The 25,666-nt window shown below is 72.8% G+C and carries 20 protein-coding genes and 1 pseudogene; 12 read left to right on the top strand and 9 right to left on the bottom strand.

Annotation, left to right across the window (positions count from 1 at the left end):
- Positions 1-106: 106 nt before the first annotated feature.
- Complete coding sequence (locus ACH4C6_RS00945; protein WP_398106408.1) at positions 107-1,555, bottom strand: cytosine permease; 1,449 nt, start codon at positions 1,553-1,555, stop codon at positions 107-109.
- Positions 1,556-1,698: 143 nt separating this feature from the next.
- Between ACH4C6_RS00945 and ureA the strand changes: the two genes are divergently transcribed.
- From ureA to cimA, 5 genes are all read left to right on the top strand, one after another.
- The gene (ureA, locus tag ACH4C6_RS00940) at positions 1,699-2,403 is read left to right on the top strand and encodes an urease subunit gamma (protein WP_398106407.1); all 705 of its coding nucleotides are present in this window, start codon (positions 1,699-1,701) and stop codon (positions 2,401-2,403) included.
- On the top strand, positions 2,400-4,112 hold the full coding sequence (locus tag ACH4C6_RS00935; protein ID WP_398106406.1) for an urease subunit alpha: 1,713 nt from the start codon (positions 2,400-2,402) through the stop codon (positions 4,110-4,112). Before ureA ends, ACH4C6_RS00935 begins: the two co-directional genes overlap by 4 nt.
- A gap of 9 nt (positions 4,113-4,121) precedes the next feature.
- On the top strand, positions 4,122-5,159 hold the full coding sequence (locus ACH4C6_RS00930; RefSeq protein ID WP_398106405.1) for an agmatine/peptidylarginine deiminase: 1,038 nt from the start codon (positions 4,122-4,124) through the stop codon (positions 5,157-5,159).
- Positions 5,160-5,167: 8 nt separating this feature from the next.
- Positions 5,168-5,773, top strand: coding sequence for a TetR/AcrR family transcriptional regulator (locus tag ACH4C6_RS00925; protein ID WP_398106404.1), 606 nt, complete (start codon positions 5,168-5,170; stop codon positions 5,771-5,773).
- 352 nt (positions 5,774-6,125) lie between these two features.
- Entirely contained in the window at positions 6,126-7,730 is a 1,605-nt protein-coding gene (gene cimA, locus ACH4C6_RS00920; RefSeq protein ID WP_398106403.1) for a citramalate synthase, read from the top strand.
- A 31-nt stretch (positions 7,731-7,761) separates the two neighbouring features.
- Here the strand turns inward: cimA and ACH4C6_RS00915 are convergent, their stop codons facing one another.
- Positions 7,762-8,448 (bottom strand): SLATT domain-containing protein, encoded by a 687-nt coding sequence (locus ACH4C6_RS00915; protein ID WP_398106402.1) that lies wholly within the window; start codon positions 8,446-8,448, stop codon positions 7,762-7,764.
- A gap of 147 nt (positions 8,449-8,595) precedes the next feature.
- Here ACH4C6_RS00915 and ACH4C6_RS00910 point away from each other — a divergent pair, with 147 nt between their 5' ends.
- Positions 8,596-9,951 (top strand): hypothetical protein, encoded by a 1,356-nt coding sequence (locus tag ACH4C6_RS00910; protein ID WP_398106400.1) that lies wholly within the window; start codon positions 8,596-8,598, stop codon positions 9,949-9,951.
- A gap of 141 nt (positions 9,952-10,092) precedes the next feature.
- On the opposite strand, the gene ACH4C6_RS00905 is transcribed toward ACH4C6_RS00910, so the two are convergent.
- Positions 10,093-11,070: a DMT family transporter gene (locus ACH4C6_RS00905; RefSeq protein WP_398106399.1), complete on the bottom strand. Its 978-nt coding sequence runs from the start codon at positions 11,068-11,070 to the stop codon at positions 10,093-10,095.
- A gap of 73 nt (positions 11,071-11,143) precedes the next feature.
- On the opposite strand from ACH4C6_RS00905, the gene ACH4C6_RS00900 reads away from it, so the two are divergent.
- Together ACH4C6_RS00900 and ACH4C6_RS00895 are read left to right on the top strand one after the other, a co-directional pair.
- Complete coding sequence (locus tag ACH4C6_RS00900; RefSeq protein WP_398106397.1) at positions 11,144-11,725, top strand: TetR/AcrR family transcriptional regulator; 582 nt, start codon at positions 11,144-11,146, stop codon at positions 11,723-11,725.
- Positions 11,726-11,764: 39 nt separating this feature from the next.
- Positions 11,765-12,345, top strand: a pseudogene (locus ACH4C6_RS00895) (YdeI family protein).
- Positions 12,346-12,714: 369 nt separating this feature from the next.
- Here ACH4C6_RS00895 and ACH4C6_RS00890 read toward each other — a convergent pair.
- Both ACH4C6_RS00890 and ACH4C6_RS00885 read right to left on the bottom strand, forming a co-directional pair.
- On the bottom strand, positions 12,715-13,500 hold the full coding sequence (locus ACH4C6_RS00890; RefSeq protein ID WP_398106396.1) for a S1 family peptidase: 786 nt from the start codon (positions 13,498-13,500) through the stop codon (positions 12,715-12,717).
- A 220-nt stretch (positions 13,501-13,720) separates the two neighbouring features.
- A complete protein-coding gene (locus ACH4C6_RS00885; protein ID WP_398106395.1) occupies positions 13,721-14,332 on the bottom strand; it encodes a YceI family protein in 612 nt (203 codons plus the stop codon).
- A gap of 366 nt (positions 14,333-14,698) precedes the next feature.
- On the opposite strand from ACH4C6_RS00885, the gene ACH4C6_RS00880 reads away from it, so the two are divergent.
- The 4 genes from ACH4C6_RS00880 (at position 14,699) to ACH4C6_RS00865 (ending at position 20,181) form a co-directional block, all read left to right on the top strand.
- Positions 14,699-15,550, top strand: coding sequence for an SDR family NAD(P)-dependent oxidoreductase (locus ACH4C6_RS00880; protein WP_398106394.1), 852 nt, complete (start codon positions 14,699-14,701; stop codon positions 15,548-15,550).
- 299 nt (positions 15,551-15,849) lie between these two features.
- On the top strand, positions 15,850-18,213 hold the full coding sequence (locus ACH4C6_RS00875) for a polysaccharide lyase 8 family protein (RefSeq protein ID WP_398106392.1): 2,364 nt from the start codon (positions 15,850-15,852) through the stop codon (positions 18,211-18,213).
- Between the two features lie 154 nt (positions 18,214-18,367).
- Positions 18,368-19,951, top strand: coding sequence for an acyl-CoA carboxylase subunit beta (locus tag ACH4C6_RS00870; protein WP_398106391.1), 1,584 nt, complete (start codon positions 18,368-18,370; stop codon positions 19,949-19,951).
- A 35-nt stretch (positions 19,952-19,986) separates the two neighbouring features.
- On the top strand, positions 19,987-20,181 hold the full coding sequence (locus tag ACH4C6_RS00865) for an acyl-CoA carboxylase subunit epsilon (RefSeq protein WP_398106390.1): 195 nt from the start codon (positions 19,987-19,989) through the stop codon (positions 20,179-20,181).
- Positions 20,182-20,334: 153 nt separating this feature from the next.
- Here the strand turns inward: ACH4C6_RS00865 and ACH4C6_RS00860 are convergent, their stop codons facing one another.
- The 4 genes from ACH4C6_RS00860 to ACH4C6_RS00845 all read right to left on the bottom strand — a co-directional run bounded on the left by ACH4C6_RS00860 (position 20,335) and on the right by ACH4C6_RS00845 (position 25,314).
- Positions 20,335-20,916, bottom strand: a complete 582-nt coding sequence (locus ACH4C6_RS00860) for an ATP/GTP-binding protein (RefSeq protein ID WP_014675207.1) — start codon at positions 20,914-20,916, stop codon at positions 20,335-20,337.
- Positions 20,897-21,472, bottom strand: a complete 576-nt coding sequence (locus ACH4C6_RS00855; protein WP_369193553.1) for a DUF742 domain-containing protein — start codon at positions 21,470-21,472, stop codon at positions 20,897-20,899. The genes ACH4C6_RS00860 and ACH4C6_RS00855 overlap by 20 nt, the downstream gene beginning before the upstream one ends.
- 94 nt (positions 21,473-21,566) lie before the next feature.
- Positions 21,567-21,980: a roadblock/LC7 domain-containing protein gene (locus ACH4C6_RS00850; protein ID WP_004983065.1), complete on the bottom strand. Its 414-nt coding sequence runs from the start codon at positions 21,978-21,980 to the stop codon at positions 21,567-21,569.
- A gap of 10 nt (positions 21,981-21,990) precedes the next feature.
- The gene (locus ACH4C6_RS00845) at positions 21,991-25,314 is read right to left on the bottom strand and encodes a nitrate- and nitrite sensing domain-containing protein (protein WP_398106389.1); all 3,324 of its coding nucleotides are present in this window, start codon (positions 25,312-25,314) and stop codon (positions 21,991-21,993) included.
- Between the last annotated feature and the right edge of the window lie 352 nt (positions 25,315-25,666).

Raw genomic sequence — 25,666 nt, 5'->3', positions numbered from 1 at the left:
GACGCGGACGGGCGGGAGACCGGGCGGTTCGACGCGCCCGGCCCCGTTCAGCGAGCGGGCCCGGGCTCGTTCAGCCGGTTTCCCGTCACCGCCCCGGGGCGGTGGGTCAGTGGGTGGGGTTCGGCGCGGTCTCCGGGGACGGCTGCTGCGGCGAGTGTGGCCCGGCGGACGGGCGGGCCGCCTTCGGCGCCGACAGCACGTAGGCCGCTCCGCCCACCAGCCCCGACAGCAGGAAGCTGCAGTCCACCCCGCCGGTCAGGGCCAGCAGGGGTCCCTCGTAGGACGGCAGGGAGACCGCCAGGACGCCCACCGTCGCCCCGGCCGCCCAGGACGCCGTCGCCGGGACGTTCCAGCCCGCGCGGTACCAGTAGACCCCGCCCCGGGAGCGGCGGTTGAACACCTGGAGGGCGTCCGCGTCGTAGACCCCGCCGCAGCGGGCGAAACCGATCAGGGTGATGACCGCCCACGGTGTGCCGATCGCCGTCAGCAGCAGCACGAAGGACGTCATGGCGTCCTGGGTGGTCGAGTGGTAGTGCCCGGCGAAGACGGCGGCGGTGGCCACCACGGCGACCGTGTAGGTCGCCCGGGCCCGCGAGGCGCGCGGCAGGATCGCGTCCAGGTCCAGGCCCATGGAGTACAGCATCAACCCCGCGTTGCCGACCGAGCCCGCCGAGGCCGCCAGCAGCAGCGGGACCAGGTACCAGCCGGGCGCGGCGCCGACCAGCGGACCCGCGTAGTCGAGGGCGGCCCGGGCCGCGTAGGCCGTGAACGTGCCGAACAGCTGCGGTACCAGCAGGCCCAGCATCAGCCCCAGCCAGGTCGCGTGGAGCACCCGGCGCGAGGAGTGCCGGGCCGGGGAGATGTAGCGGGTGTAGTCACCGAGCAGGGTGATGAAGGCGACGGGCCCGGACAGCCCGGCCGCCACGGCCGCCAGCAGCCAGGTCGGCCAGAACCCGCCCAGCAGGTAGCCGCCCGCCCCGGGCAGCGCGGCGGTGGTGAAGTGCGGGGCGTAGGCGATCACGCCGAGCGCCAGCAGGGCCGTCATGCCGAAGGCGAGGACCCGGGACATCGCGAGCAGCACCCGGTAGCCGTAGACGGCGCCCGCGACGGTGGCGGCGGCGAGCAGGCCGTAGAGGACCGCGTAGGAGGTGCCGCCCTGGGGAAGTCCGACGAGCCGGCCCAGTACGCCCACCATCACGTCCCCGCCGATCCAGACGGTCAGCGCGGTGTAGCCGAGGGCCAGCAGCAGGCCGACGACCGAGCCGACCAGCCGTCCGCGCACCCCGAACTGGGCGCCGGAGGAGGTCGACAGGTTGGTGCCCGTGCGCAGCGAGACCAGGGCGAGCGGGGCTGTGAACACCACCCCGACGACGGTGCCCGCGACCACCGCCGCGACGGACGACCACCAGTCGAGGCCGAAGGACGGCGGCAGCCAGCCGAAGACGATCACGCCGAGGCAGAGGTTGGAGCCGAGCAGGATCGAGACGAGGTCCCGTGGGCCGCTGGTGCGTTCCTCCTCGGGGATGGTGTCGACTCCGCGCTGTTCGATCGGCATGGGCTGGTCTCCTTCGACGCCACCGAGTGTTAGAGCGACGCTCAATGTGGTGCAGTGCTTCCTGTTTCGTCAATAACTGGGTTGCGGAAACCCACGGTTTAGAGTGATGCTCTAAGTCCTTGACGGCAAGGAGGTGCCGAGGCGTGAGACTGACTCCCACGGAACGTGACCGGCTGCTGCTCTTCTCCGCCGCGGAGCTGGCCCGGGCCCGCCGGGCACGCGGGCTGCGGCTGAACGTGCCGGAGGCCACCGCGCTGATCGCGGACACCGTGTGCGAGGCGGCCCGGGACGGCGCCCGGCTCGCCGAGGCCGTCGAACGGGCCCGGGCGGTGCTCGGCCCCGGCGACGTGCTGCCCGGTGTCGCCGACGTCGTCACCGAGGTGCACGTCGAGGCCGTCTTCGACGACGGCTCACGGCTCGCCGTCGTCTCCGACCCGCTCGGCCCCGGCTCCGGCCCCGACGCCCCCGGCGCGCTGCTGCCCGGCCCGGAGCACCCCGAGCCCGAACCGGCCGACCGGCTCACGGTCACCAACACGGCGTCCGTGCCCGTCTCGGTCACCTCGCACTTCCACTTCTTCGAGGCCAACCCCCGCCTCGACTTCCCCCGCGCCCGGGCCTACGGCATGCGCCTGGCCGTGCCCGCTGGGTCCTCCGTGCGGTTCGGACCCGGGGAGAGCGTCGACATCGCCCTGGTGCCGATCGGCGGCGACCGCGTCGCCATCGGGTTCGCCGGACTGGTCGACGGACCGCTGGACGCCCCGGGCGCCCGCGAGGAGGCGCTGCGCCGCGCCGCCGCCTGCGGCTACCTCGGCGTGACGGACACCGACGGACAGGAGGACGGGCGATGAGCCGCCCGGGAGGACACCCCGCCGAGGCCCGCCGCCTCACCCCGCACGAGTACGCCGCCACCCACGGCCCACGCGCCGGTGACCGCATCCGCCTCGGCGACTCGGGCCTCACCGTCCGCGTCGAGTCCGACTCCCAGCGGCCCGGCGACGAGTTCCTCGCCGGGTTCGGCAAGACCGCCCGCGACGGACTGCACCTGAAGGCCGCCGCGGTCCGCGAGACCTGCGACGTCGTCGTCAGCAACGTCGTGGTGATCGACGCCGTCCAGGGCGTGCGCAAGGTCTCCCTCGGCATCCGCGAGGGGCGGATCTGCTCGATCGGGCGGGCCGGGAACCCCGACACCCTGGACGGGGTCGACGTCGTCGTCGGCACGGGCACCTCGATCGTCTCCGGCGAGGGGCTCATCGCCACGGCCGGGGCGGTCGACACCCACGTCCACCTGCTGTCGCCGCGGGTCATGGAAGCCTCGCTCGCCTCCGGCGTGACCACGATCATCGGGCAGGAGTTCGGGCCCGTGTGGGGCGTCGGGGTCAACTCGCCCTGGGCACTGCGCCACGCCTTCGGCGCCTTCGACGCCTGGCCGGTCAACATCGGCTTCCTGGGCCGCGGTTCGTCGTCCTCGCCCGCGCCCCTGGTCGAGGCCCTCGCCGAGGGCGGGGCGTCCGGCTTCAAGGTGCACGAGGACATGGGCGCCCACACTCGCGCCCTGGACACCGCGCTGCGCGTCGCCGAGGAGCACGACGTCCAGGTCGCCCTGCACAGCGACGGGCTGAACGAGTGCCTGTCCGTCGAGGACACCCTGCGCGTGCTGGAGGGCCGCACCATCCACGCCTTCCACATCGAGGGCTGCGGCGGCGGGCACGTCCCCAACGTCCTGAAGATGGCGGGCGTCCCGAACGTCATCGGCTCCTCCACCAACCCGACCCTGCCCTTCGGCCGGGACGCCGTCGCCGAGCACTACGGCATGATCGTGTCCGTCCACGACCTCAAGACCGACCTGCCGGGCGACGCCGCCATGGCCCGCGACCGCATCCGGGCCGGGACCATGGGCGCCGAGGACGTGCTGCACGACCTGGGCGCCATCGGCATCACCTCCTCCGACGCGCAGGGCATGGGCCGGGCCGGCGAGACCGTCCGCCGCACCTTCGCCATGGCCGGGAAGATGAAGGCCGAGCTGGGCGACCCCGGAGCCGGGCACGACAACGAGCGCGTCCTGCGCTACATCGCGAAGCTGACCATCAACCCGGCCGTCGCGCACGGCCTCTCGCACGAGGTCGGGTCCCTGGAGACCGGCAAGCTCGCCGACATCGTGCTGTGGCGCCCGGAGTACTTCGGGGCCAAGCCGCAGCTCGTGCTGAAGGCCGGCTTCCCGGCGTACGGGGTGACCGGCGACCCGAACGCGGCGACCGACACCTGCGAACCCCTCGTCCTGGGACCGCAGTTCGGCGCGCACGGGGCCACACCGGCCGACATCTCCGTGGCGTTCGTCGCGCAGGCCGCCCTGGACCAGGGGCACGACACCCTGCCCACCCGGCGGCGCCGGGTCGCCGTGCGCGGCACCCGGGGCATCGGACCGGCCGACCTGCGCCTCAACTCCCGCACCGGCGCCGTCGACGTGGACCAGCGCACCGGGCTGGTCACCCTCGACGGCGAGCCACTGCGCTCCGCACCGGCCGACTCCGTCTCCCTCAACCGTCTCTACTTCCTCTGAGGATCCACGATGTCCGCAGCCGCCGACGGCTTCCGCATGCCCGCCGAATGGGCCCCGCACGAGCGCACCTGGATGGCCTGGCCCGGCCCCAACCCCACCTTCGAGTCCCCCGACGACCTGGCCGCCGCCCAGGCCGCCTGGGCGGCGGTCGCCCGGGCGGTCCGCCGCTTCGAGCCGGTGACCGTGGTGTGCGGCCCGGGCCGGTCGGCGCAGGCGCGGACCCTGCTGGGCGACGGGATCGACACGGTCGAACGGGACCTCGACGACGCCTGGATGCGCGACATCGGGCCGACCTTCCTGACCGACGGCAAGGGCCGGCTGGCCGCCGTCGACTGGACGTTCAACGGCTGGGGCGCGCAGGAGTGGGCGAGCTGGGAGCACGACGCGAAGATCGCCGCGCACGTCGCCGACCTGGCCGGGGCGCGCACGTACTCCTCGGAGCTGGTCAACGAGGGCGGCGGGATCCACGTCGACGGGGAGGGCACGGTCCTGCTGACCGAGACGGTCCAGCTCGGACCCGAGCGCAACCCGGGCTGGAGCCGCGAGCGGGTCGAGGCCGAGATCCACGCCCGGCTCGGCACCCGCAAGGCGATCTGGCTGCCGCGCGGCCTGACCGGCGACTACCCTCCCCACGGCTTCGGCACCCTCGGGCACGTCGACATCGTCGCCGCCTTCGCCCGCCCCGGTGTCGTCGTGGCCCACTCCCAGCCCGACCCCGCCCACCCCGACCACGAGGTCACGCGGGAGGTCATCGGCCTGCTGAAGGCGCAGACCGACGCCCGGGGCCGCCGCCTGGAGGTCGTCGAGGTCCCCGCCCCGACGGTCCTGGAGGCCGACGGCCACTGGGCCGACTACTCCTACATCAACCACTACCTGTGCAACGGCGGCGTCGTGCTGTGCGGCTTCGACGATCCCCGCGACGAGATCGCGGCCGGCATCTTCCGCCGCCTGTTCCCCGAGCGGACCGTGACCCTGGTGGACGCCCGTACGATCTTCGCGGGCGGTGGCGGCATCCACTGCATCACCCAGCAGCAGCCGAGAACCTAGGAGCGCACATGGCCGGTGGGCGAAAGCAGGCCCCGCCCCGCGAGGACGTGCTCGCCGCCGCCATGGAGATGATCGCCGAGCGCGGCCTGGAGAAGCTGACCATGGCGGCGCTCGGCCGCGAGGTCGGCATGAGCAGCGGTCACCTGCTCTACTACTTCGGCTCCAAGGACGAACTGCTGCTGCGCACCCTGGAGTGGAGCGAGGGCCGCCTCGGCGCCGAGCGCGCCCGGCTGCTGACCCGGGCCGCCCCCGCCGGCGAACGCCTGCGCGCCTACGTCGACCTGTACGTCCCCGACGGCCACCGCGATCCGCACTGGACGCTGTGGCTGGAGGTCTGGAACCGGTCGCAGAACGCCGCCGTCGAGTCCGACGCCCGGGACCGGCAGGCCGCCATCGAGGGCGCCTGGCACCGCGACCTGGTCGCCCTGCTCGCCGAGGGCATCTCGCGCGGCGAGTTCCGCCGCGTCGACCCGGACCGCTTCGCCGCCCGCCTGCGCGCGCTGCTGGACGGACTGTCCATCCACGTCGCCATCGGCCTGCGCGGCACCGACCGGGCCGGGGTGCTGCAGCACGTGGCCGAGTTCCTCGCCGACGGGCTCCTCGCGGACGGCTGAGCGGCGCGGCGGGACTCCGCACGGGCGGCATGTCCGCCACCCGGAGCCGATCGACCGCATGCTGAGACGCCGGTGAGCCGGGCCCGGGGACTGTGCCAGACTTCCCGCGTGCTCTCGTTCGCCATGATTATTGGCAGCAGGCGCGCCGGTCCGCAGTGACCGCACGTACGACCAGGTACGGGCGGACACCGTCGTCCTCGACCCGCGCGCAGACCTCTCGCACCCGCGAGGGGTTTTTCGCATTTCTGGCCCACCCGCAGCCGGAAGGCGAGAGCGCGAGGAAGTATGTGAGGGCGGTGGAGCCGGTCATTCCGGTACGACCGAGATCCCATCCTCAGGAGCCTTTGAGACCATGACCGAGACCAGCGAGCCCGACGACTCGTTCCACGTCTTCGACACGACCCTGCGCGACGGCGCCCAGCGGGAGGGCATCAACCTCACCGTCGCCGACAAGCTCGCCATCGCCCGGCACCTGGACGACTTCGGCGTGGGCTTCATCGAGGGCGGCTGGCCCGGCGCCAACCCGCGGGACACCGAGTTCTTCGCCCGGGCCCGGCAGGAGGTCGACTTCCGGCACGCCCAGCTGGTCGCCTTCGGCTCCACCCGCCGCGCCGGCACCACCGCGGCCGAGGACCCCCAGGTCAGGGCCCTGCTGGAGTCCGGTGCCCCGGTGATCACCCTGGTCGCCAAGTCGCACGACCGCCATGTCGAGCTCGCCCTGCGCACCACCCTCGACGAGAACCTCGCGATGGTCGCCGACACCGTGTCCTTCCTGAAGGAGCAGGGGCGCCGGGTCTTCGTCGACTGCGAGCACTTCTTCGACGGCTACCGCGCCGCCCCGGAGTACGCCAAGGCGGTCGTGCGCACCGCGTCCGACGCCGGCGCCGACGTCGTCGTCCTGTGCGACACCAACGGCGGCTTCCTCCCGGCGCAGATCCAGGCGGTCGTCGGCACCGTCCTCGCCGACACCGGCGCCCGGCTCGGCATCCACGCCCAGGACGACACCGGCTGCGCGGTCGCCAACACCCTGGCCGCCGTCGACGCCGGCGCCACCCACGTGCAGTGCACCGCCAACGGCTACGGCGAGCGCGTCGGCAACGCCAACCTCTTCCCGGTCGTGGCGGCCCTGGAGCTGAAGTACGGCAAGCGGGTCCTGCCCGAGGGGCACCTGCGCGAGATGACCCGCATCTCCCACGCCATCGCCGAGGTCGTCAACCTCACGCCCTCCACGCACCAGCCCTACGTGGGCCTGTCCGCCTTCGCCCACAAGGCCGGCCTGCACGCCTCCGCGATCAAGGTCGACCCGGACCTGTACCAGCACATCGACCCCGAGCGGGTCGGCAACACCATGCGGATGCTCGTCTCCGACATGGCCGGGCGGGCCTCCGTCGAGCTCAAGGGCAAGGAGCTCGGCGTCGACCTCGGCGGCGACCGCGAGCTGGTCGGCCGGGTGGTCGAGCGGGTCAAGGAGCGCGAGCTCAAGGGCTACACCTACGAGGCCGCCGACGCGAGCTTCGAGATCCTGCTGCGCACCGAGGTCCAGGGCAAGCCCCTGCGCTACTTCCAGGTCGAGTCCTGGCGGGCCATCGTCGAGGACCGGCCCGACGGGTCCCACGCCAACGAAGCCACGGTCAAGCTGTGGGCCAAGGGCGAGCGCATCGTCGCCACGGCGGAGGGCAACGGCCCGGTCAACGCCCTCGACCGGGCCCTGCGCGTCGGCCTGGAGAAGATCTACCCCCAGCTGGCCAAGCTGGAGCTGGTCGACTACAAGGTCCGCATCCTGGAGGGCAAGCACGGCACCAACTCCACGACCCGCGTGCTGATCTCCACGTCGGACGGCTCGGGGGAGTGGTCCACGGTGGGCGTCGCCGACAACGTCATCGCGGCGAGCTGGCAGGCCCTGGAGGACGCGTACACCTACGGCCTCCTGCGGGCCGGGGTGGTCCCGGCCGAGTAGGACGGGCGGGGCGGGCCGTTCCGGGCCCGGATCACATCGCCGTGTCCCTGGACCGCGGGCCCGGAACCTCGCCGCCCCGGGCGCCGCCGGGCGCCCGGTCCAGCCGGAACAGACCCGCGCCGTGTGGGCGCTGGCCGGTGACCTGGGAGGTCGAGCGGGTCAGTTCCTCGACGCCGTCGGCGAGGTAGCCGACCCAGGCCGACCCCTCCTCCTCGACGATCCGGTGGGCGTCCGTGCGCAGCCGCTCGATCACGCCCAGCAGGGCGGCCTGCTCCTTGTCGCTCGGGGAGTCGGTGGTCCGCAGGTACGCCTGCGCCCACTCCGCCTGCGCCTTCTTCAGCAACTGCTGCAACGCCAGCTGCGAGCGGATGTACCGGGTCCAGGACGCCGAGAAGCCGAAGATCCGGTCGAACAGCACGCAGCCGGCGCCGGCCGCCAGGAACACGAAGCCCCACTCGGGCTGCACGGCGGTGGGCGCGGCCGCGTGCACCAGGGGCGTCAGCGTGCCGACGATGCCCAACAGCGCCGCGAGCGCCCGCAGCGAACGCGACCAGAGCGCCGGTCCGCGCCGCCGCGCCAGATACCAGTCGATCGCCGCCAGCACCTCGGCCTCGGCGTGCCGGAACAGCTCCCACAGCAGATCGGCCCGGGTCCGCGACCGGTCCAGCTCGCTCAGTCCGGACACGGTCATGTCCTGGGCCCTGCGTCGTCCGAGCATGCCTTCGTCCCCCCGCCTCCCGCTGCGGCCGGCGGGCCAGGGCGGCCCACGGCACTGCGTGCACAGGCATCGTAGGGCCCGGGGCGGGCCAAGAACCGGGTCCCGGACGATCTCCCTTTCTGTGCTGATTCGGGTAGCTTCGAACATATGAAGGCCCACTTGGTGCGTACCGTCATACGCCTGCTGATCGTGCCGGTCGCCGCCGTGCTGGCGGTACTGGTGGCGGGTGCGCCGGGTGCGCACGCGGCCACCGACCTGTCGAAAGTCGCCGCGGAGCTGCGCGAGAGCCCCGTCTACGTGGACCCGGCCGCCTCCGACCTGCTCTCCGCGTCGGACGCCGAGGCGCTCGCCGACAAGATCAAGGACGCCGACAGGCCGATCTTCGTGGCGGTCCTGCCGGCCGGCTACCCCACGCAGGACCTGTTCCGGAACCTGCGCACCGAGACCGGCGTCACGGGCCTGTACGGCATCCGCCTCGGCGACCGGTTCGACGCCCGCGCCGACCGCGCGGTGATGAGCCGCCCGGCGGTGTCCAACCTCGTGTCGGCCGCCCAGGGCGCGGGTGACACCAAGGCCCAGCTGAACGACTTCGTCGACGACGCCCTGCGCAGTATGCGCGGTACGGCGCCGAGCAGCTGGGGCGGCGGCTCCGGCGGCGACGTGCCGGTCGGCGGGCTGATCACGGTCGGTGCCCTGGTCGCGGCCGGCGGCGCCGGCACCTACGCGCTGGTCCGGCGCAACCGCCGCCGCCACGAGGAGGAGCAGCGGGCCGCGCTGGAGAGGCTGCGCGTCGTGGTCGACGAGGACATCACCGCCTTCGGCGAGGAACTCGACCGCCTCGACTTCCGCCCCGGGGAGCCCGGCGCCGACGACGCCATGCGCGCCGACTACGAGCGGGCCCTGGACTCCTACGACCGGGCCAAGTCCCTGATGGCGGCCGCGGCGAAGCCGGAGGACGTGCGGGCCGTGACCGAGACCGTGGAGGACGGCCGGTTCTCCCTGGCCTCCCTCGCCGCCCGCCGCGAGGGCCGGGTCCTCCCGGAGCGCCGCCCGCCGTGCTTCTTCGACCCGCGCCACGGCCCCTCGGTGGCCGACGCGAGCTGGACGCCGCCCGGTGGCACCACGCGCGAGGTCCCGGTGTGCGCGGCCGACCAGGTGCGGCTCGCGGAGGGCCGCGATCCGGCGGTGCGCGAGGTCGACACCGACCACGGCCGCCGCCCGTACTGGGAGGCGGGCCCGGCCTACGGCCCCTGGGCCGGCGGCTACTTCGGCGGCGGCCTGCTGCCCGGCCTCCTGGTCGGCACGGCACTCGGCAGCATGATGGCCGGCCCCGCCTACGCGGCCGACTACGGCTCCGGTTACGGCGACTTCAGCGGCTACGAGGGCGGCGACGTCTCCGGCGCGGACTTCGACGCCGGCGACTTCGGCGGGGGGTTCGGCGGCGGTGACTTCGGCGGAGGCGGCGATTTCGGAGGCGGCGGCGACTTCGGGGGCGGTTTCTGACCCGGGCCGCGCCACGGACCCGGCCGCCCCACCGGCCCGGTTCCGACCCGGGCCGCCCGTCCGCCCGCGCCCCTGAAGCCGACGCCCGGGTACGGGCATGATGCCGGGCCCTCGGACACGCACGGGCCGACGGGACGGTGTCTAGCGGCGGGCGTGCTCGGGCGTGGCCCAGCGGCGCCCGGCGTCGCGGCCGTCCCCGGCGGCAGCCGTGGCACTGTCCCGGCCGTCCCCGGCGGCAGTCGCGGCAGTGTTCCGCCCGCCCTCGCCGCGCCCCACGACGACGACGGCCAGGAGGCAGACGGCCAGCCCCAGGGCGGTCCGCACGCCGAACGGCTCACCGAACATCAGCGCTCCCCACACGGCCGTGACCGGCGCCATGAGGAACATCAGCGTGTTGACGGCGGTGACGCCGGAGCGCCGGAGCAGGAGCCAGTACAGCCCGTACCCGCCGACGGTGGACAGGACCACGAGCCAGACCACCGCCAGCCAGAAGGCGCCCTCGGCGGGCGGCGCCGCTGCCCCGGCCGCGACGGCCAGCACGGAGAACAGGACGGCACTGGTGACGCAGTGGACCGTCAGGGACACCTGCGGTGCGACGCGTGCGCGGGACCGGCTCTCCAGGAACGTCGCCGCGATCAGCGAGAACATCCCGAGCAGCGGGACGGCGTAGGCCCACCGGGGCACACCGGCACCCGCCGTCGCGTCGGCCAGGGTGACCAGGGTGACGCCGCCCAGGCCCAGGACCAGGCCGATCCACTGCCGGCCCGACACGTACTGCCCCAGCAGCGGCCCGGCGAGGGCACCCGCGACCAGCGGCTGCACCCCGTCGATCAGGGCCGTCGTCCCGCTGGAGACGCCGAGCTGGATGGCGTGGTACACGCTCAGCAGGTAGCCGCTCTGCGACAGCAGGCCGATGACGGCCTGGCGGGTCAGGTCCCGCGCGGTCAGCCCCCGCCAGGCGCCGCGCGCGACGGCGGCGACGGCCACGAGGACGACGGCCGGCGGCAGGAACCGCCACATCAGGACGGTGATCGCGGACGCGCTGCCCGCGCCGAGCTTGGCGCCGATGAAGCCGGAGCTCCAGCACAGCACGAAGGCGAGCGACAGGAGGATCTTCACGGCGTCACCCCAGCCAGTAGACAGATCTGTTTACCCGTTCCGGCTCACTATACAGATCGGTATAGTGAGGAGCATGAGCACGACCGGGACCCCGCGCCGCATCACCATGACGCCCGCCGCCCGCCGCGCGCTGCTGGCGGCCGGCCGGCTCTTCTACGAGCGCGGCATCCACGCGGTGGGGGTCGACCTCATCGCGGCCGAGGCCGGGGTGACGAAGAAGACGCTCTATGACCGGTTCGGCTCCAAGGAGCAGATCGTCGTCGAGTACCTGGCCGACCGCGACGACCGCTGGCGGGCCTTCCTCGCCGAACGGCTGGACGCGGCGGGGCCGGACCCGCGCGCCCGGGTCCTGGCCGTCTTCGACGCCACGGGCGCCTGGGCCGCGGACCTCAGTCCGAAGGGGTGCAGCATGGTCAACGCCCATGCGGAGATCAGCGACCCCGCCCACCCGGCCCACCGGGTCATCACCGGGCAGAAGCGGTGGATGCTCGACCTGTTCACCCGCCTCGTCGAGGACATCGCCCCCGAGCGGTCCGGCGAGCTGGCCAGGACGCTGATGCTGCTGCACGAGGGCGCCCTGGTCGCGCACGGGCTCGGCATCTTCCCGGACGCGGCGGCGTCGGCGCGCGAACAGGCCCGCGCCCTGCTCCCGTAGCGGACGGCGTCCGCCCCGCCGCCTCCGTACGGTGGTGCCATGAGCGCCACCGACGACACCGGCCCTCTCGCCTTCGCGACCGCCGCCGGGCTGGACTCCTGGCTCACCGCCCATCCGGCCCCGCACCCGGGACTGTGGGTGGAGGTGGCCAAGAAGGGCTCGGGCATTCCCTCCGTCAGCGCCGCCGACGTCAACGACGTGGCCCTGTGCCACGGCTGGATCACCGGGCAGCGCAAAGGGCTCGACGCCGCGCGCTACCTCCAGCGATCACCCCGCGGCGGCCCGGCAGTCTCTGGTCCGCGGTCAGCGTCCGGCGGGTGGGGGAGCTGACCGCCGAGGGCCGGATGCGCCCGGGCGGACTCGCGGAGGTGGCGGCCGCGCGGGCCGACGGGCGGTGGGACGCGGCGTACGCGTCGCAGAAGGAGGCCGAGGTCCCCGACGACCTGGCGGCGGCGCTGGAGCGGAGCCCGCGGGCCGCGGCGGCCTTCCGGGCGCTCGGCCGCACGGACCGCTACCTGGCGATGCTCGGCGTCCTGCGCGCCCGGACGCCGGCCGCGCGTGCGGATCGAGTGGCGGCGGCCGTGGCGGCGTTGGAGTCCCGCGGGGGACCGGACCGCTGAGGGCCCGCGGCCGCGGGAAGAAACGAGTCTGCCGTCGCCTGGGACGCTCCGGGCCGTTCGCCGACCGGGACGGCCGGGGCGACCGGGCGACCGAGGCGACCGGGGCGACCGGGGCCACCGGGATGACCGGGACGGTTGGGAGGACCGGGATCACCGAGACGGTCGGGAGGACCGGGAGGACCGGGACCGCCGGGACGACCGGGAGGACCGGGACCGCCGGGACGACCGGGAGGACCGGGACCGCCGGGAGGGTGAGGCGCGGGAAGCGGACCGGCACGCAGACGCCGGTGTCACCGGCCCCGGGTCCCCGCGTGTGACGGCCTGTGTGACGGCCCGGCGCCGCCGCGGCGCCGGGCCCGGGACAATCGGTCAGAGCGTGGACGCCGCCGAGGCGATGGCGGAGGCGAAGGTCGAGACCTCCGTGTAGACGCCGGGCGCCTGGGGCCGGGCGCAGCCCTCACCCCAGCTGACGATGCCGACCTGGATCCAGTCGCCGACGTTGTCCTTGCGGAACATCGGGCCGCCGGAGTCGCCCTGGCAGGTGTCGACACCGCCCGCGTCGAAGCCGGCGCAGATCTCCTCGTTCGCCACGAGACCGCTGTACGAGCCGCCGTAGGCCCGGCACGCGGCGTCGCTGACGAACGGCACGGTGGCCTTCAGCAGGTAGCGCTGCTGGGCACCGCCCTCGCGGTTCGCGCCCCACCCGGCGACCGTGAAGTCGCCGGTGTTGTACTGCGCCGTGGTGGCGATCTTGAGGGTCGGCAGGTTGATGGGCTGGGCGAGCTTGATCAGCGCCCAGTCCTTGCCGGTGCCGTTGTAGCCGGGGGCGCGCAGCACCTTCGTGGAACGCACCTGCACGCGGCCGCTGGTCGACTGGAGGTCCACGACCCCGGCGGTCGCGGTGATGCTCGTGTTGTTGCCGGAGCGGCCCACGCAGTGCGCGGCCGTGAGCACGATCTGCTGGGTGTAGAGCGCGCCGCCGCAGCCCATGGAGAGCCGGACCATGAACGGGAACTCGCCCTGTGCGGCACGCGTCCCGCCGACCACGGGCGAGGGGGCGGCCTGCGCGGCGGAGACGGGCTGGAGGCTGGCGATCGCGAGCGCGGCGGCGCCGAGGACGGCGCATCTCTTCAAGGCCGTGAGGAGTCTCTTCAACGTGATGCCTTCCGTGGGGGGTTGACTGGGGAGGTGCAACCGGAGCATCAGATTGACGAGCGCATGACAGCAGCATGGGCAAAAAGAACGTCCATGGACTGGCATGGACTGGTCAAAATTCTGCTGCTGGATTATGAGAACGCCGACGGTCCTTCCACAAGGGGCGCGTTCCGGCCAGACCGGTCCGGTGGCGTGGGGCCACCGGACCGGCCGCGCGGGCTCACGCGTTCCTGACGGCCGAGATGTCGAAGGTGAGCTTGATCTTGTCGGACACCAGGACACCGCCGGTCTCCAGCGCGGCGTTCCAGGTCAGGCCCCACTCGGAGCGCAGGATCTCCGCCTTGCCCTCGAAGCCGGCGCGCTCGTTGCCGAACGGGTCCTTCGCGACGCCGTTGAACTCGAGGTCGATCGTCAGCGGGCGGGTCGTGCCGAGGATCGTCAGGTCGCCGGTGATGCGGTAGTCGTCACCGCCGAGCGCCTCCGCGTGGGTGGAGCGGAACGTCATGGCCGGGAACTCGTCCGCCTTGAAGAAGTCGGCGCTCTTGAGGTGGCCGTCGCGGTCCGCGTTGCCCGTGTCGATGCTGTCCATGACGACGTCGAGGGAGGCCGTGGAGCGCGAGGGGTCGCTGCCGTCGAGGTGCAGGGTGCCCGTGAAGTCCTTGAAGCTGCCCTTGACGTTGGTGACCATGGCGTGCCGGGCCGTGAAGCCGATCGTGGAGTGCGCGGGGTCGATCGTGTAGTCACCGGTCAGGGCGGCGAGGTCCGGGCTGACGGCACCGTCGGTGGTGGTGGTGGTGGCGGTGGTGGTGGTGCTGCGGCTGAAGATGCTCATGGTGTACGCCTCCTGCGTTTATGTTGAACGTTGAACTATCTCGACGGGTCCCACCGTAGACCCATTCCGTTCAACATTCAACATCTTCGGCGGGTGTGTTTCCGTCCCGTCCCGATCCGGCGCGTCCCGTACACCCGGATGGCCGCATCGAGCGGTGCGCCGCGGGGGCGACGCGGGATTCCGGTGGAGACGCCACGGACCGTGCGCCGCCCGGGAACGGAGCAGCGGGGAACCCGCCGGGCGGGCGCGGGGCCACGGCTGTGTGCGGTGGCGGGGTCCCGGGAGACGGGGTTCGGTTGCAAGGAACCGTATGGAGACGCGACAGACGAGACCACGGCGGACGCACAGCGCAGGGGAGAGCGACTCGTGACACTCACCGGCTCCGGCTCGGCCCACGACCCCCGGACGGACTCAGCCCCACGCCACCCGGCGGCCTCCGCCCCGGACCGGCCCGGCGCCTACGGCCCGGCGCGGGGACTCGACCGGCGCGTAGCCCTGGTCACCGGGGCTTCCTCGGGCATCGGGGCCGCCACGGCACGCCGTTTCGCCCTGGACGGCTGGCACCTGCTGCTCAGCGGGCGCGACCGGCACGGTCTGGAGCGGACGGCCTCGGGCACGTCGGCCGTCGTGCTCCCCGCCGACCTCGCGGCCCCCGACGGGCCCCGCCTGCTGGCCCGGTCCGCCCTGCACACGACCGGCCGCATCGACGCCCTGGTCGCCGGGGCGGGGCTCGGCTGGACCGGGCCCTTCGCGGCCATGCCCCACACCGACATCGACCGGGTGCTCACCCTGGACCTCAACGCCACGCTCCACCTCGTGCGCGAGGTGCTGCCGTCCATGATCGCCGCCGGGCGCGGCCGGGTGGTGCTGCTCGGCGCGGGGGCGGGCGGCGGGGGAGTGCCGCAGGAGGCGGTCCACTCCGCCGCCCGGGCCGGACTGGCCGCCTTCGCCAAGGCGTTGCGCCGGGAACTGCGCGGCACGGGCGTGGGCGTGACGCTCGTCGAACCCGGCCCCGTGGGCGCCGCGTTCCCCGCACGCGAGGGCGACCACGCGGGCCGTCTGTCACCGGGCCACGTGGCCGCCCGGATCTGGGAGGCCGTGTCCCAGGACCGCGACGAGACCGGTGCACCCGCCCGGCCGAGCCTGCCCGACCGCGTCCGCGAGCTGGCGCCGGGCCTCTACCGCAGATGGACGAACGGCCCGAACCGACCCGGATGAGCCGGGGCCCCCAGCGCCCGGTCGGCTTGCGGTGACCCGGGTGAGGGTGGGCCCTTCGCGTGTCTGCTCGTGACCCCGGGTGAGGGTGGGCCCTTCGCGGGTCTGCTCGTGACCCCGGGTGAGGGTGGGCCCTTCGCGGGTCTGCTCGTGACTCCGGGTGAGCGGCACGGCCCAGTCCCCCACCCGGCCACGAGACGGCTGGCAGGGCCCGGACTCCGCCGTCCCCCGTCCGGTTGATCCGGGCGATCCGGCCGGTTCCGGCGTTCAGGGCGAGCCCCCGCGCGTGGTAGGGCATGGGCATGACCTCCCCGCGCCGCGCCCTGCCCGGGGGCCGCCACCGGCCCACCCGTCGCGCCCTGCTGCTGACGGCCGCCGCCCTCGCGGCGACCGGCGGCGCCCCGCCCGCCACCGCGAGCGCCGCCTCCGGCCCCACCGGTGCCGGTGACCCGTACGACGCCCTGCGCCACCGCTGGCTGGAGCTCGCCCTGGGCAGCGGGTACGACCCGGCAGCCGAGCCCTACGCCGGACGGCTCGCCCGGACCGGCGCCCTCGCGCGGGAGCTGAGCGGCACCATGGCCCCGGCCGCCGGCTCCCTCTGGCCCGGCCACCCCTTCGACCCCCCGGCCGGCATCACCCTCAGCTACGGCCGGCTGTGGACCATGACCCAGGCCTACGTCCAGCAGGGCACCGGCTCCACCGCCGATCCCGACCTGCTGACCGGCGTCCTGCGCGGCCTCGACCACCTCGCCACCACCGTCTACCACCCGGCCACCACCCCCTACGGCAACTGGTGGGAGTGGCAGATCGGCAGCCCCCGCCTGCTGATGGACATCACGGCCGCCCTCCACGACCAACTGGGCGACGCCCGGGTGCGCGCCGCCTGCGCGGCCGTCGACCACTTCGTCCCCGACTCCGCGATCGGCGACTACAGCGGCACCTCCACCGGCGCCAACCGCGTCGACCTGTGCCGCTCCGTCGCCCTGCGCGGCGTCCTCGGCCGCGACCCGGCCAAGATCGCCCTCGCCCGGGACGCACTCTCCCCGGTCTTCCCGTACGTCACCCGGGGCGACGGCCTCCACGCCGACGGCTCGTTCGTCCAGCACACCTGGGTCGCCTACTCGGGCACGTACGGCCAGGTCCTGCTCGACGGCCTGGGCCGCCTGTTCGCCCTGCTCGCCGGATCCGACTGGGAGGTCACCGACCCGAACCGGCAGATCGTCCTCGACAGCGTCGAGCACGCCTTCGTGCCGCTCGTCCACGACGGCCTCGTCATGGACGCCGTCAACGGCCGCGCCATCAGCCGCGGGCTCCTCGCCACCGACGACCGCCGGGTCATGCGCAGCGACCACTACCACGGCCAGCAGCTCATCGCGGCCATCGCCCTCCTCGCGGCCGGCGCGAGCCCCGCCGAACGCGACCGCTGGCACGCCCGCGTCAAGGGGTGGATCGAACGGAACACCGTCAGCCCCGTTCTGACGGCCCCTCAGTACGGCGTCGCCGACCTCGCCCGGCTGCACGCGATCGCCGCCTCACCCGTGCCCGCGGCGCCCGAACCCGCCGGCCACCGCCTGTTCGCCGCCATGGACCGCGCCGTCCACCGCGGCCCCGGCTTCACCATGAGCGTCGCCATGGCCAGCGACCGCATCGCCCACTACGAGTGCGGCAACGGCGAGAACCCGCGCGGCTGGCACACCGGCGCCGGCATGGTGAGCTGGTGGTCCGGCACCGGCGACCAGTACACCGACTGGTACTGGCCGACCGTCGACTGGTACCGCCTGCCCGGCACCACCGTGTCCACCAGGCGGCTCGCGGACCGGGAGGGCGGCGAATGGGGCACCGCCCGCCCCACCGCCCGCTGGGTCGGCGGCACCACCGACGGCCGGTACGCGGCCCTCGGCCAGGACCTCAGGGGCCTCGGCTCCACCCTCCGGGCCCACAAGTCCTGGTTCTTCGCCCACGACGCGGTGATCTGCCTGGGCGCCGGGATCAGCTGCTCCGACGGCGTCCCCGTGGAGACGGTCGTCGACAACCGCAACCTGGGGGAGTCCGGCACCCAGCGCTTCACCCGGGGCCCGCACTGGGCCCACCTGGAGGAGCACGGCGGCTGGGTGCTCCTCGACGGCGAGGCGCGGGCGCTGCGCGAGGACCGCGCCGGCGCCTGGTCCGACATCAACACCGGCGGCACGGCCGAGCGCCGCACCCGCCGCTGGCAGACCCTCTGGCTCGACCACGGCACCGACCCGCACGACGCCACGTACGCCTACCTGCTGATGCCCGGGGCGTCCCGCCGCGCCGTCGCCCACCGGGCCGCCGACCGCCCCTGGCTGTCGGTCCTCGCCAACGACGCCGGGCGCCAGGCGGTCGCGGTGCCCTCCCTGGGCCTCACGGCGGCGAACTTCTGGCAGGCGGGCACGGCGGGAGCGCTCACCGCGTCCGCGGCAGCGAGCGTGCTGACCGTCCGCAGCGGCCGCGGCGCTACGCTCTGCGTGAGCGAACCGCCCCGCACGGGCGAGCCCCTGGAGATCGTCTGGGACCGTCCGGTGCGCCGGGTGATCCGCGCCGACGACTCGGTCCGCGTCCTCGCCACGGGCACCCGTCTGCGCGTCCGCGTCACTCCGGGGGAGGCATGCGCCACCCACGTCTGTGAGGTGGCTCTCGCCTGACGACTTTGTGCGACCCCTACAAGCGACATGCCCTCTGAGCAGTCGGAAAGGCTGCACCCGGCCCTGGTTCTGTTCAGGGGTACCAGGAAAACACGTCGGAGACTGTGAGGAGTCGACGGCCCCCATTCCTCGGTCGGCTTCGTAAGGTCGCTACATGACCGTTTTGGATGAGGCGCCGGGTGAGCCGACCGACGCGCGCGGACGCGTGGCCGAACTGCACGAGATCCGTGCGCAGGCGGTGGCCGGACCGAGCGAGAAGGCGACCGAGGCGCAGCACGCCAAGGGCAAGCTGACCGCGCGCGAGCGCATCGAACTTCTCCTGGACCCGGAGTCCTTCCGTGAGGTCGAGCAGCTGCGCCGGCACCGGGCGACGGGCTTCGGGCTGGAGACGAAGAAGCCCTACACCGACGGTGTGATCACCGGCTGGGGCGCGGTCGAGGGCCGCACGGTCTTCGTCTACGCGCACGACTTCCGCATCTTCGGCGGCGCGCTGGGCGAGGCCCACGCCACGAAGATCCACAAGATCATGGACATGGCCATCGCGGCCGGTGCGCCCCTGGTCTCGCTGAACGACGGCGCGGGCGCCCGTATCCAGGAGGGCGTCTCGGCGCTGGCCGGTTACGGCGGCATCTTCCAGCGCAACACCAAGGCCTCGGGTGTCATCCCGCAGATCTCGGTGATGCTCGGTCCGTGCGCGGGCGGTGCGGCCTACAGCCCCGCCCTGACCGACTTCGTGTTCATGGTCCGCGACACCTCGCAGATGTTCATCACCGGCCCCGACGTGGTCAAGGCGGTCACCGGCGAGGAGATCACCCAGAACGGCCTGGGCGGCGCCGACGTCCACGCCGAGACCTCCGGCGTCTGCCACTTCGCCTACGACGACGAAGAGACCTGCATCGCCGAGGTCCGCTACCTCCTCTCCCTGCTCCCGCAGAACAACCGCGAGAACCCGCCCCGCGCCGAGTCCTCCGATCCGGTCGACCGCCGCTCGGACGTCCTGCTGGACCTCGTCCCGGCGGACGGCAACCGGCCCTACGACATGACCAAGGTCATCGAGGAGATCGTCGACGAGGGCGAGTACCTCGAGGTCCACGAGCGCTGGGCCCGCAACATCATCTGCGCCCTGGGCCGGATGGACGGCCGGGTCGTCGGCATCGTCGCCAACCAGCCGCAGGCGCTGGCGGGCGTCCTGGACATCGAGGCGTCCGAGAAGGCCGCCCGCTTCGTGCAGATGTGCGACGCCTTCAACATCCCGATCATCACCCTTCTGGACGTCCCCGGCTTCCTGCCCGGCGTCGACCAGGAGCACGGTGGCATCATCCGCCACGGCGCGAAGCTCCTCTACGCCTACTGCAACGCGACCGTGCCGAGGATCTCCCTGATCCTGCGCAAGGCCTACGGAGGTGCGTACATCGTCATGGACAGCCAGTCCATCGGTGCCGACCTCACCTACGCCTGGCCGACGAACGAGATCGCGGTCATGGGCGCCGAGGGCGCGGCCAACGTCATCTTCCGGCGCCGGATCGCCGAGGCCGAGGACCCCGAGGCCATGCGGGCCCGCATGGTCAAGGAGTACAAGTCCGAGCTGATGCACCCCTACTACGCGGCCGAACGCGGCCTGGTCGACGACGTCATCGACCCCGCGGAAACCCGCGAGGTGCTGATCAGGTCCCTCGCGATGCTCCAGAGCAAGCACGCCGATCTGCCGTCGCGCAAGCACGGCAACCCGCCGCAGTAACCCGGCGGACATCTCAGCCACGGAGACTGACACCCATGGACACTCCTGACATCCGCGTCGAGAAGGGCCACGCCGAGCCCGAGGAGGTCGCCGCGATCACGGCCATCCTCCTGGCCCGTGCGGCCGCCCGCCCCACGGACCCGGTCCCGACCCACCGCGGCCGTGTGAAGGCCGGCTGGCGCCGCCTGGAGCGCGAGCCCGGCTTCCGCGCCCCGCACAGCTGGCGCTGACCCCAGCTCATGCAAGAAGGCCCCTCACCGAGGGGCCTTCTTGTGCTTGGAGGCGCGGGGAACTGCGCGACCGACCACCGGCAACCCGCACCCGGCAACGCGACAGCCCCCGGCGGCCCGAAGGCCGCCGGGGGCTGCCCCACAGCGAGAGAACTACCGCAGACGAGCCATCAGCGCGTGCTCGACCAGCGTGATCAGGGCACTCTTCGCATCGGCCCGATGCCGGGCGTCCGTCGTGATGATCGGGGTGTCGGGGCCGATCTGGAGCGCCTCGCGGACCTCGTCCGGCGTGTACGGCTGCTGGCCGTCGAAGCCGTTGAGCGCGATGACGAACGGCAGACCGCTGTTCTCGAAGTAGTCGACGGCGGGGAAGCAGTCGGCGAGCCTCCGCGTGTCGACCAGCACGATCGCGCCGATGGCGCCGCGCACCAGGTCGTCCCACATGAACCAGAAGCGGTCCTGGCCCGGCGTACCGAACAGGTACAGGATCAGGTCCTGGTCCAGGGTGATACGGCCGAAGTCCATGGCCACCGTGGTGGTGGTCTTGTCCCCGGTGTGGGTCAGGTCGTCGATGCCCGCGGACGCGGACGTCATGACGGCCTCGGTGCGCAGCGGGTTGATCTCCGAGACGGCGCCGACGAACGTGGTCTTGCCCACGCCGAAGCCGCCAGCCACCACGATCTTCGCGGAGGTGGTGGAGCGGGAAGGCCCTCCGCTAGAGCTTGCGAAGTCCACTGAGCACCCTTTCGAGCAGTGTCACGTCTGGCTGGCCGCCGGCGTTCTCGTCGCCGCCGGGCTGATGGATGGCGACCAGTCCCGCCTCCGCCAAGTCGGCGACGAGGATCCTGGCCACGCCGAGAGGGATCGTGAGGAGCGCCGAGATCTCGGCGACCGACTTGATCTCCCGGCAGAGGTTGCAGATCCGCTGATGCTCGGGCAACTGGCCCTGCATCTGGTGCGGCTGCGCAGTAGTGTGCACCAGCGCCTCGATGGCGAGCTGGTAACGCGGGCGGGTCCGGCCACCGGTCATGGCGTACGGACGCACCAGCGGGTTGTTCGACGCGCCGGCGGGCGCCGGCTCGGGGGCGCGGCGTTGCGGCTGCACCGGCTGGATGCGCGGGGCGTGCGGCTGGTCGTACGGCGACGGGCCGGGGCCTTGCGGCGCGTACGGCTGCCGGTGGCTGGGTGCGGAGGGGAAGTTGTAACGGTTCGGGTTCTGACCACCGTCGCCCTGACCCTGGGCAGGGCCGTACGACCAATTGCCCGACGAACCGCCTGGGGGTGTTGCCACTTTCTCCTCCTCCGACTGTGCCCGGCATCCAACGCTGTGGAGCCGCGTCCCAAGACCTTACGGCCAAGGGACGCCAAAACGCACCGTTCGTCTGTTAGTTGAGCAGGCTCCCCTGGAGCTCCGCACGAAGGTCCGGTGTCAGGACCGTACCGGCTCGGTCGACCAGCAGGGCCATCTCGTACCCGATGAGGCCGATGTCCGCCTCGGGATGTGCGAGCACCGCGAGCGACGAGCCGTCGGAGATGGACATGATGAACAGGAATCCCCGCTCCATCTCCACGACCGTCTGGTTCACACTGCCGCCCTCGAAGATGCGGGAGGCGCCTGCCGTCAGAGACGTCAGACCGGAGGCGACGGCCGCGAGCTGGTCGGCGCGGTCGCGGGGGAAGCCTTCGGACATCGCCAGAAGGAGTCCGTCGGCGGAGACCACCACCGTGTGGGACACCCCCGGGGTGTTGTCCACGAAGTTGGTGATCAACCAGTTCAGGTTCTGTGCCGCCTGGCTCATCGGGCTCACACTAACGCTCCTGGTTGTAGGTGCTGTCAGGACCGAAGCCCTGGCCGTTCGTTTCACTGCCTGCGCTGCGTCCGCGCTGGACGCCCCGACGCAGGTTGCTCAGCCTGCCCCGGACGTCCTCCGGGGCGCGGGAGACCTGTGGGCCTCCCTGGGGGGTGCTCTCGGCGGCGCCCTCGATCAGGTTGGCCTTGGGCACCCGCCGCGGCAGGCCGGAGGAGGTGACCCCGCCCGCCTTGGGCTTCCGGAGCTGCGAGGCCTGCTGCCACCGCTCGTCGTTGGCCGAGCGCCAGTCGTCGTCGCCGTTGCTCTCCTGGGAGGAGGCCGGCTGCTCCTGGCTCACGTGCCGTGCGCCGCCGGTGCCGTTCGCACCGCCGGCGGTGGCTCCGCGGCGGGGAAGCCCGGCGTCGGTCAGCGCCTGCGCGGCGGAGGGGGCCTGTCCCGGACGGTCGAAGCCTACGCGGTCGCGCTCACTCGCGTCAGCGGCCTGCGCAGATTCCGTTTCCGGGGCCTGAGCAGGGTACTGGTTCGGGTAGCCGTTGCGGTAACCGTCCTGCTGCGGCCAGTCGTCCTGGTGACGCCGCTGCTCGAAGGCCGGGAAGCTCTCGGACCCACCCGCGCCCTGCGCCGGGGACTCCTCCCGGGCCGGCTCCGCATAGGAGGGCTCCGGGTAGCCGCCGCCCGCCGGGAAGGTGTCGTTCTGCGGCAGTCCGCCGCCCGGCGCGTAGTACTGGTCGTCGTACGCGGACCGCTGCTGGTCGTCGTAGCCCGCCTGCTGCTGCTCGTACGACCCCTGCGGCTGCTCCTCGTAGGCCGCCTGCTGCTGCTCCTCGTACGGTGCCTGGCGGTCGTACGCGGACTGCTGCTGGTCGGGGTAGCCGTGCGAACCCGTCTCGTAGCCCTGGCCGGTGTCGTAGCCCTGCTGCCCGGTGTACTCGTCGGAGTACGTCCCGGCGCCCTCCTGCGCACCCTGCCCGGGCAGGGCGGGCGGCTGGTGCGACTGGGCCTCCAGGGCCGCCCGGCGCTCCTCGCGCATCAGGGAGCGGCCGACGGGGTCCAGCTCGCGTATGTCGTCGGGGACGTCCGTGTAGCGGCTGTCGTCGAAGCCGAGCTCCGCGGCCGTGCGCATCGGCTGCTGGTGGAAGTTCTCGCCGCCGCCGAAGTTCTGCTCCGGGATGATCTGCGAGACGGTGAACTCGTCGCGGTCCACGTGGCTCTCGCCGCCACCACCGTGGGTGATCGCGTCGGGCAGCATGACGAGCGAGGTCGTGCCGGCCTGCTCGCCCGAGGGGCGCAGCTGGACGCGGATGCCGTGCCGGTCGGACAGCCGGCCGACCACGAACAGGCCCATGCGCTGCGAGATCGCGGCGTCCACGGTCGGCGGGTTGGCCAGCTTGTGGTTGATGTCCGCGAAGTCCTCGGCGGTCAGGCCGATGCCCTTGTCGTGGATCTCGATCATCACGCGGCCGTCGGGCAGCCGGGTCGCGGTGACGCGGACCTTGGTCTGCGGGGAGGAGAACGTGGTGGCGTTCTCCAGCAGCTCGGCGAGCAGGTGCACGAGGTCGGTCACGGCCCGGCCGTGGATCTCCGCCTCGGGCACGCCCGACAGCTCGATGCGCTCGTACTGCTCCACCTCGGAGGAGGCGGCGCGCAGCACGTCGACCAGCGGCACCGGCTGGTCCCAGCGGCGGCCGGGCTCCTCGCCGGCGAGGACGAGGAGGTTCTCGCCGTTGCGGCGCATACGGGTCGCCAGGTGGTCCAGGCGGAAGAGGTTCTCCAGCTGGTCCGGGTCGGCCTCGTTGTTCTCCAGGTCGGTGATCAGGGTCAGCTGGCCCTCGATCAGCGACTGGTTGCGGCGCGAGAGGTTGGTGAAGATCGCGTTGATGTTGCCCCGCAGCAGGGCCTGCTCGGCGGCGAGCCGGACGGCCTCGCGGTGGACCTGGTCGAAGGCGCGGGCGACCTCGCCGATCTCGTCGGTGGTGGTGATCGGGATGGGCGCGACCCGGGTGTCGACCCGGCCGGGGTCGGTGCGCGAGAGCTGGTCGACCAGCATCGGCAGGCGCTGCTCGGCGATGCCGAAGGCGGCGTTGCGCAGCTGGCGCATCGAGCGGCTCATCTGGCGGGCGACCGCACCGGCCAGGATGAAGGCGAGGAGCAGGGCGACGACGACGGCGGCACCGGTGATGTAGGCGTCGCGCTGGGCGTCGGCGGCGATGTCCGAGGCCTCGCTCACGGCCTTGTCGGCCATGTCCGCCTCGATCTTCTCGTACGCGTTGAACTTGAGCGTGTTGACCGCCCACCAGTTCTCCGCGGTGATGCCCTTCGTGGCGAGCGCGGCGCGGGCGCTCGGGTCCGTGCTCGGCAGCGTCGCGATGCCGGCGACCATCGTCTCGGGCCTGGACGGCGGCGGGACGTAGTCCGGGTTCTGCGCCTTGGCCTCGCGGGCCATGGCGGCGCCCTCGGCCTTGATGTCGGCCTCGGCCGTCTTGAGCTTGGCCGCGTCCTGCTCGGTGCCGCCGCCGATGTATTCGCCGATGGCGATGCGCTCGAGGTAGGCGTACGAGGACAGGGCGATGCGCTGGCTGGCCAGGTTGCCGTCGTCCGGGCCGGGCTTGATCAGGATGTGCATGCCGATGGAGCGCTGCAGCGACAGGGCCGCCTTGGTCAGCTCCATGGCGTACACGGTCCGGCCGTAGCTGGTGATGTTGCCGGTGCCCAGGCCCAGCTCGTTGGCGAACTCGGTGAGGGGGTGGGCGATCTCGACGTAGCCCTCCTCCGTCTGCACGCCCTTGAGCTTGGAGGTGTACGCGGCCTGGCGCAGGGTGGCCAGCTTCGGCTCCACGTCGTGGAACAGGTCCAGCCGGCGCACCAGGCCGGGCTTGGACGGCATGTCCTGCGCCGCGGCGTCGAACTCGTCGGCCGCCTTGTCGGTGAGCCTGCGGGCCTCGACGACGGTCTTGTCGTTCTTGCCCTTGCCCTGGAGCAGCGGTGCGGCGGTGATGTCGCGCTCGTTGTAGAGGGCGTTGGCGTACAGCAGGGAGGCCCGCACCAGACGCGCGGTGCTCTCCGCGTCCTCGGCCTCCTGCCAGGTGTCGATCGAGCTCTTCACCTGGAAGCCGCCCATGACGAGGCCGACCACCACCGGGATGAGCAGGATCGCGTTCAGCCGGGTCGCCACGCGCCAGTTGCGCGGGGAGAAGCGGCCTCCGCTCTGGGCGGGGGCGGCCGTCGGCTCCGAACCCTGCACGGGGGCGGGCGCCGCTGTCCGCGGCGGCGGGGTGAAGTTGCCCCGGGCCGACGGCTCGGGACTGTTCTTGCTTCGCCTCACTCGACCAACAACCTCTCGGCGGTCGGCACCAACGTTGTGCCGCAGTTTCTCAGAGCCCCACGCACCATCTACGGACGAGTACGTCATTGACTATTGGGCAGTTCAGGCATTCCAGCACGACGACCTGCGCTCTTCCAAACAGTCCGAGGGGGCGAATCCCCGCGATGTAAGGCCCAGATAAAACGGTCATAAAGAGCGAGCCCCGCCAAAAGGCGGGGCGGTTGTGCGCGCAGTGAGACCGGGTGTGCGCGTCGAGTGGCGGTACCACCCGATTCCTCTGCCGAAACGTTATGAACACCTTGGCCGACCGTGTCAAAGGACACAGCCGGCTCCGGCGCATCTACGACAACTG

Origin of the sequence: Streptomyces sp. NPDC017943, assembly GCF_044328425.1 — a bacterium.
GTDB lineage: Bacteria > Actinomycetota > Actinomycetes > Streptomycetales > Streptomycetaceae > Streptomyces > Streptomyces djakartensis_A.
Note: the sequence above shows the minus strand (reverse complement) of the source record. Positions and strands in the feature narration are given on the sequence as shown.